The 7,905-nt window shown below is 42.1% G+C and carries 8 protein-coding genes; 5 read left to right on the top strand and 3 right to left on the bottom strand.

Annotated features, from left to right (window positions below):
• The 3 genes from pyrH to WAM07_RS03675 all read left to right on the top strand — a co-directional run.
• Positions 1-736 (top strand): UMP kinase (gene pyrH / locus WAM07_RS03685; RefSeq protein ID WP_422164870.1); only part of this gene is annotated, 736 nt, incomplete at its 5' end.
• A 94-nt stretch (positions 737-830) separates the two neighbouring features.
• Positions 831-1,721, top strand: coding sequence for a D-amino-acid transaminase (dat, locus tag WAM07_RS03680; protein WP_422164868.1), 891 nt, complete (start codon positions 831-833; stop codon positions 1,719-1,721).
• Positions 1,722-1,837: 116 nt separating this feature from the next.
• Positions 1,838-2,278: a hypothetical protein gene (locus tag WAM07_RS03675; protein ID WP_422164867.1), complete on the top strand. Its 441-nt coding sequence runs from the start codon at positions 1,838-1,840 to the stop codon at positions 2,276-2,278.
• A 49-nt stretch (positions 2,279-2,327) separates the two neighbouring features.
• On the opposite strand, the gene WAM07_RS03670 is transcribed toward WAM07_RS03675, so the two are convergent.
• Entirely contained in the window at positions 2,328-2,963 is a 636-nt protein-coding gene (locus tag WAM07_RS03670; RefSeq protein ID WP_422164865.1) for a YczE/YyaS/YitT family protein, read from the bottom strand.
• Positions 2,964-3,113: 150 nt separating this feature from the next.
• On the opposite strand from WAM07_RS03670, the gene WAM07_RS03665 reads away from it, so the two are divergent.
• Positions 3,114-3,872: a (S)-benzoin forming benzil reductase gene (locus tag WAM07_RS03665; RefSeq protein WP_422164863.1), complete on the top strand. Its 759-nt coding sequence runs from the start codon at positions 3,114-3,116 to the stop codon at positions 3,870-3,872.
• Positions 3,873-3,926: 54 nt separating this feature from the next.
• Here WAM07_RS03665 and WAM07_RS03660 read toward each other — a convergent pair whose 3' ends face one another.
• Both WAM07_RS03660 and WAM07_RS03655 read right to left on the bottom strand, forming a co-directional pair.
• Positions 3,927-4,907, bottom strand: a complete 981-nt coding sequence (locus WAM07_RS03660; protein ID WP_422164861.1) for a S66 family peptidase — start codon at positions 4,905-4,907, stop codon at positions 3,927-3,929.
• A gap of 77 nt (positions 4,908-4,984) precedes the next feature.
• Positions 4,985-5,506: a dihydrofolate reductase family protein gene (locus WAM07_RS03655; RefSeq protein ID WP_422164859.1), complete on the bottom strand. Its 522-nt coding sequence runs from the start codon at positions 5,504-5,506 to the stop codon at positions 4,985-4,987.
• Between the two features lie 268 nt (positions 5,507-5,774).
• Between WAM07_RS03655 and abc-f the strand changes: the two genes are divergently transcribed.
• Positions 5,775-7,358, top strand: coding sequence for a ribosomal protection-like ABC-F family protein (gene abc-f / locus WAM07_RS03650; RefSeq protein WP_422164857.1), 1,584 nt, complete (start codon positions 5,775-5,777; stop codon positions 7,356-7,358).
• The last annotated feature ends 547 nt before the right edge of the window (positions 7,359-7,905 follow it).

The following is a 7,905-nucleotide window of genomic DNA, read 5'->3' as shown; positions in this document are numbered from 1 at the left end:
GTATAAACGAGTACTGTTGAAAATCAGCGGAGGAGCACTCAGTGGGGACAGTCAGGAAAATTTTGATCATACCAGCCTGGAACATATAGCGAATGAAATTCTGAATCTGACGGAAGCCGGTGTGGAGGTTGCCCTGGTAGTAGGCGGAGGTAATATCTTCAGGGGAAAAACGGCAGAAGTGTGGGGAATCGATCGAGTTGAAGCTGATAATATAGGAACTATAGGCACTGTAATTAACAGTCTAATGCTTCGCGGGGTTTTAAAAAATAAAACAGAGAAAGAAGTCCGGGTAATGACCTCGATCCCGATTACTTCCGTAGCTGAACCCTATATACGCTTAAAAGCCATGTACCATCTTGATAAAGGTTATATTATCATTCTGGCGGGTGGAAACGGCCAGCCTTTTGTAACGACCGATTACCCTGCCGTCCAGCGTGCGATTGAATTGGAGTGCGATTCCATTCTCGTAGCCAAGCAGGGAGTGAATGGAGTATATACAGCGGATCCTGTTACAAATCAGGATGCTAAACTATATGGAAATTTAAATTATAATGATGTTTTACTACAGGATATTCAGGTAATGGATCAATCGGCCTTATTGTTAGCTAGGGACCATCAAGTACCTGTACACATCTTTAATTTTAATCAGTCGGGAGTCATGATGGACTTGTGCAAAGGAAAAAACTTCGGTACACTCATTTCCAATCATCCCTCTACATTTCAGGAGGAACTGTAGGGGAAATGATGGATTATAAGTAAAAACGTGTTTGAATATAAATTTTTTTGATAAACTAGGCGTTAATGAATGAATTTGTAAGGAGGACGATCTCATGACAATTTATGATCGCATACTAACAGAAGATGATTTTATTCATCAGGATGAACTCCGCTATCCGTTTGAGGAACGGGGATTGCAATTCGGCGATGGCATTTACGAAGTTATCCGTATCTATAACGGCAAATTTTATCTGTTAAAAGAGCATGTAGAGCGTTTATATCGATCAGCAGCCGCTGTAAAAATAAATGTGCCTTATACACAGGAAGAAATGTATGATCACTTAAAACATTTACTGGAACTCAACCAGGTAGAAAGCGATGCGAAAGTGTACTTACAAATCACCCGTGGTTCTGCGCCGAGGAATCATGCGTTTCCTAAGGACACAGCAGCTAATCTGTACGCTTATGTGAAAGATTTGCCGCGTCCAACGGATTTAATAGCAGGAGGCGTCCACACCATTACCCATGAAGATGTGCGCTGGGACTGGTGCTACATTAAAAGCCTGAATCTGCTTCCAAATGTTATGGCCAAACAAGCAGCTGAAGAACAGAATTGTTACGAAGCGGTGCTTCATAAAGACGGCGAAGTTACCGAATGTAGTTCTTCCAATGTGTATATGGTGAAGAATGGCAAGGTTTATACACACCCAGCTAAGAAAAACATTTTGCATGGGTGTGTAAGAATGCGTGTAGAAGCTTTCTGCGACTCCCAGAATATTGATTTTGTAGAAGAATCGTTTCAAATTGAAGATCTTCAATACGCAGATGAATTGTTTTTATCCAGCAGTACATCTGAGATTATGCCGATCTTAAAAGTGGATCATCTGCAGATTGGAGATGGAAATCCAGGGGCTGTGACGCGTCTTCTACAGCAGCGCTACGAAAAGGAAGCCGGTATATCTCCGGATGCCTCAATCTTCAGCAGCAATCAAAAAGCTCAATAATTAAAAATAGCGGTATGCTTGCCCCTGGGCCGGCATACCGTTTTTTGTTCTTTGGAGTTATAGAAAGGAATTATGATATAATTCCAACGAACCATTGATGAAATGGAGGAATAAGAATGGGAAAAGTCAATCTTGAGTTGTCTCAGAAACAGTATGAAAAATTAGTAGAGACCGTATATTTGGGCACTTGGATGGTTAATTCCACCCGCATGGAACTGGATGACGAGTTTGAGGATGTACGAGAGCTTGTGCTTGCCAAGTATAAAGAAGCGGGGCTTGAGGATCGAGTTGTTCATCAGGAGGAAGTGGACGTTTATGATCTGGATGTTGATTATGAATCTAAGCTGCTCGATACGTACGTAGAGGAATACGATGAGTTCAGTTTCTGGGATAAGCTGGTCGAAAAACTCGCTGATAAAGAAATGGCCGAGCGTTATGGGTCGAATCAGGATAAGATGACCGATGAAATGATGGAAGAACGTGTGCAAATAGAAGAGAAAATTGGTCAGAAGCTAGAAGAAACTGGAGTAACGAAACTTAATTTTACCGATGAATAAGAAGTATAAAAAAGCGTGAAACGGCTATGTTTCACGCTTTCTTCGTCATTCAGTCCGACGCACTTGAAGAACGGGCGGAATCTGACCATAGCCTGGTAATCGGCCGCGCCCAGAAATAAGACCATTGAATAAAGGGTCCTAATAATAAAGCGACGATAAGTGTTCCTATGCCCACTGGAGCGCCTAAAAGATAGCCGACAAGAGCCATAGCTGATTCTGCTATAATCCGGATAAAGCCTTTGGACTGTTTGGTTTTTTCATTCATAATCATCATAAAGTGGTCAAGCGGGATCCGCGGGAAGGGAGTGCGTAAGTAAACAGCAACGCCCAAAGCCGTAGCGAGCAATCCCAGGGAAAAAGTTCCCCACTGAGTCCACCATACTTCATAATTTGCGTTTTCAAGCATCCCGTATAAAAACAGATCTACGGTACGGCCCCTTATAATAATGGGGATGAGAGATTCATACTGCGGGCGTTTTTTTTCAAGCCACGCATTGAGCAGCAGTAAAATGACAAAAGCTGCAATCATAACGGATCCTACCGTAACCGGAAAGCGCATAGATAGACCTACAGCTATACTATCGGCAGGTCCTACTCCCAAACCAGATTTAATAATAAGGGCAAGACCCAGACTGGAGATTACGAGCCCGCCTGCATAAATGATAAATAAGTAGAGATACTTCATGTCAGACTCCTTCTTCTATCAGTCAAACTCGTGCTTCATTTATCATATACGCTGCTATTATAGATGTAAAGCAGTCTGCGGGCACGGTTAGGTTTTCTATTCAGGAAGACGGGAATAATGAGAAATAGCTGATAAAAGGAGGATTTTTAAATGCAGTATGCTATTGTTACCGGAACATCACGTGGACTTGGTGAGTCCATTGCGAAACAGTTTATTGAGAAGAATGTGCACTTAATCTCTGTATCCAGAAACGAAAATAAATCTTTACAGAAACTGGCTGATGAAAGAAAGGTAAGCTATACCCACATTTCATGTGACCTGAGTGACCCTGGCCAATTGGAGGAAGGTCTTGAGAAGATTGTTAATGAAGCTTTTCACGAAGATACCCACTATGTCTATCTGGTAAATAATGCAGGAGTGATTGAGCCAATTAACCCGGTGGGACAATTAGAGCCTGCTTCTGTTCAAAAGCATTTTCAGGTAAATGTGACAGCTCCTGTTCTTTTGATTAATCGTTGTCTTGCAGAAGCGAATAAAAAAGAAATCGGGACCTCTATTATTAATATCACTTCCGGTGCAGCTGAACGTCCGGTTCACGGGTGGAGTACATATAGCAGTGCAAAAGCAGCTATTAATCGGTTTACTTCCACCCTTGCGTTGGAGCAGGAAGGGAACAAGCATGTTATATTGGCTTTCAGCCCCGGAGTTATGGACACGGATATGCAAGGAGAAATACGTGCATCTTCTAAAGAGGAGTTTAAAGACGTAGATAAATTTAAACAGATGAAGGAAGAAGGTCAGCTGAGATCCCCTCATGAAGTAGCATCCATTCTTATGGATTTGATTAATGAACCTAAAGATATCGAGAATGGAAAAGTATATAAAGTATACGATTTGGTTAACGAATAAACCAGCAGAAAGGACGGGTCAGCCCGTCCTTTTGTTTGGTGTATGAAGGTGCAGTTAATACTCTATCATCTGAATAGAAGCTTTTTGACCGGAAGCTTGAATGGCAGCCTTCCCGCCAATAGGAAACGTGAATTGCGGTGTGGTGTGGCCGAAGCTCGCCTGAGCAATGACCGGGATGTTTGAGAGTTCCTCCTTCGATTTAATGATCGCGTGGATGTGATCCAGGCTAACGTTTGATTCTTTTTGAAACCGGCCGATGACAAGTCCCTTCACTTGATCAAACCCAGGCTGATGAATCAGGGACTGAAGATCACGGTCAAAGGTTTGCGGAATGGTCATTTCATCATCCTCAAGAAAAAGAATCGTGTTCTCAAGTGCAGGCATGAATTCGGTCCCCTGAAGAAGATTTAATGTACATAAATTCCCTCCAAGCGTCCTTCCTGTCGCCGACCCTTCATTGATCACAGTATAGCCTTCATTTGTATAAAATTGACGGTTATCCTGATCGAGGAACCAGCGGTCATCACTCCAGTAGTCCGCTTGCTCTATAAAGTAAGGGGTTGTTTGAGTAAACATCTGTCGAAAATGTTCCCACGTGTATTCCATTCCTTTTTTCATGCCGAATGTAGAAAAATGGGGGCCGTTATAGGTAACGAGTCCAGTTTTTTGATAAATGGCATTTGATAGAATCGTAATATCTGAAAAACCACAGAAGATTTTTGGGTTTTGGCGGATCAGGTCATAGTCCAGATAACGCAGCAGCTGATTGCTGTCAAAACCTCCAATTGTAGTAAGGATCATGGTAACGCGCTCGTCGTTGAAAGCTTCATGAAGATCAGAGACTCTTTTTTCAATAGATTGGGAAAGAGCAGATTCATCGTTTATCTCTGCATATGTACTATAACTAACACGGACACCAAGTTGTTCCAAGCGCTGAATGGCAAGCTTACGCTGATCTTCAGCAATAATAGATAAGCTCTCGGCAGGGGAGACCACCCGTATTTCGCCCCCTTGTTTTAATTTGTCTGGAAACATAGAACTTCTCCTTTACATGCTTATGCAGTATTCCTTTCTATTGCTATACGGGGGAAGTGATCATAGAATCCACCCGTTTATTTAAGCTGATAAGTGAGAACGATCATCCCATCATCGAACTTTTCTGTACGCAGCAGATCAAGCTGCTGCTCTTTTTGATGTGGCTTGAAGAGAGGAATCCCGCTGCCGATTAAGGTGGGCTGGATCGCCAGATGGTATTCATCAATAAGCCCCATGCTTACAAAATGGTCAATCAACTGTGCTCCTCCCACTAGCCAGATATTTTTATCTGCTTTTATTACATTCAACAGCGGAAGAATTTGTTCGGGCTGAATGAAGGTGGCATAGGAATCGTGACCTTCTTTCGTACGGCTTACTACATAGACATCTTTGGATTGGTAAGGAAACTCGCTCGTTAATTCAAAGATTTGTTCATAGGTTTTTCTCCCCAGGATCACGGTGTCCATTTGATTGAAAAACGCTTCAAAACCATAATCTGTCCCGCTATCTTGTCCATCCCAAAGCCAGTCAATCGAACCGTCTTCTCTGGAAATGTAACCATCCAGACTTTGCGCAATGTATAACACGACCTTCCCCATGCTGTACCACCCTTTCCGAATTTTCTTGCAAATATATTCCCGTTCATCATATAATAAATGAAGATAATTTAGAAGGGACTGACGTTTAAAGCGATGAAGTACTAATCCTGTCACTATACGAGTATGTAAATAAGAAATTTTACTCGTTCCAGATACAGGATTAGTCTGTCTTTCTTTAAACGTTGGCTTTAGGGCACCTTTATGCTTTCTTAGAGGTGGCCAAAGCAGCAGACTATGACTTCTCTGGAGCGTACAGGGAGGTCTATTTATGTTATTGATGAATGCCAAAAATATCCACTATTCGATCGGTGAACGAACATTGCTGGATATAAAAGAGTTAGCTGTGCACGAGGGTGAAAAAATCGGTTTAGTGGGAAGGAACGGTCAGGGTAAGACTATGCTCCTTCGCTACTTAACCGGAGAACTGGATATTCTTCCTCAGGTGAAGTGGTACACAGCGTATGACCGATTAGAACAAATTCATAAGGAAACAAAGGAAGATTGTCAAAGCGGCGGTGAACGTACGCTTGCCAAACTCGAAGCTATTTTTCAGGATGCGGCCCAGCTGTTGTTTTTAGATGAACCGACGAACGATTTGGACTGGTCCCGGATGGAGGAATTAGAGGAGCAGCTGCGGAAGTATTCAGGGGCCTGTGTGATCGTCTCTCATGATCGAACACTTCTTGACCGCACGTGCGATAAAATCTGGGAACTGGAAAAAGGGAAACTTAGAGTGTTTAATGGAAACTATTCCTTTTATCTGCAGCAAAAACAACAGGAACGAGAGCAACAGATGGAAAAGCATGTACAGTACCTTCAGGAAAAGAAAAGAATTGAAAAACGTATTGAGCAAAAGCGTACCCAATCCAAAGGGATGAAGAAGCCTCCCAGGCGTATGGGGAATTCTGAATGGCAGCTTGGTAAAAATAAAGCAGCGGCTAGACAAAAGAAAGTGGAGCGGACAGGGAAAACTCTTGAACGCCGCCTGGATCGTTTAGAGCGTGCTGACAAACCATTTGAATGGGATCATGTAAAGCTGGAAATGGACCACCTGTCGAAGATCCATAGTAAGTATATCTGTCAGTTAAGAGAGGTAAATATCCAGGCTGGAGACAGATTTCTTTTTCACATAGACGACATTTTACTGAAAACAGGTTCAAAGACCGCATTTGTAGGCGCAAACGGAGCTGGTAAATCTACTTTTCTGAAGCATTTGCTTGATCATCATAAAGAATTGTTTCCAAAAGGAGTTAAAACCGAATATTTTCATCAGAATATGGGAGCGCTTCCGGATGAGGAGACGGTTTTAGGCTATGTATCGAAAACGAGTCGTTTAGAAGAGTCCATGATTCGGATTATTCTCGCGAGACTCAGATTTTATGAGGAAGATATCCATAAAAAGATTCAGGTATTAAGCGGCGGAGAACGAGTGAAGCTTGTTCTAGCCAGAATGCTTGTCAGTGAAGCACAGCTGCTTATATTAGATGAACCGACCAATCATTTGGATATAGAAGCAATTGAAGCTTTGGAAAAATTAGTGCATGATTATCCGGGAACGATTCTGTACGTCACCCATGACCGGACGTTTGTGGAGAAAACAGCGGATCAGTTATGGATCATCAAACAGGAAAAACTGAACTATTTTGATGGAACGTGGCAAGAATGGCAGGAGTCCTTGAATAAACCACAGAAAGCAGAGGAAGACGTATACAATTTGATGACTCTGGAAACTAAACTGTCCGAACTGATTAGTCGATTAAGTATGCCGGGAGTGAATGAAGATCGAATGCTTCTCGAAAAGGAATATGAAAACACTTTAGAGCTTTTAAAGCAATTAAAACAAGATACTTGATGAAACTTTTCCATAATTAATAAGCCCTTCTGTTCATGAACAGAAGGGCTTATTATATCTGAGACTCGTGTTCACTTCTTATTGTTACTCCTTTTTAGAAGAACAAGTATGAACACAAGAAACAATGCTGCTACACTTATAGCCATAATAATGATTGAAATAAAAAAAGAATTCATTCTTCAACCTCCTTATTATTCTTCTTTTACCTTTTTCTTTTGGAGATTTTTTCACTCTCTCTATGGAAGTACAGAAGAGCTGGATCATCCCTATCCAGCTTTCAATTAGCACGCATTTTTTGACCCTCTTAAATCTGCCATATTGATTTTAAAGTAAAGCTCCCATTACTTGAAGACTTGATTTCGAGACTTTTGTGAGAGTTAGGTCCTTCGGGGGACGATTTCGCTTTTCGCGGGCATGTGCTGAGCTTCCTCGGGCTTAACAGCCCTGCGGGATCTCACCGATCATGTTCATCCCGCAGAAGTCTTCATCGTCCCCCTCCGGACCTTGCGAAATTAGGAGCTCGAAATCCTCCTCATGGTTTATGATG

This window comes from Halobacillus sp., from assembly GCF_049282395.1.
In the GTDB taxonomy this organism is placed as follows: Bacteria; Bacillota; Bacilli; order Bacillales; family Halobacillaceae; genus Halobacillus.
This window is presented reverse-complemented; position numbering and strand designations above follow the sequence as displayed.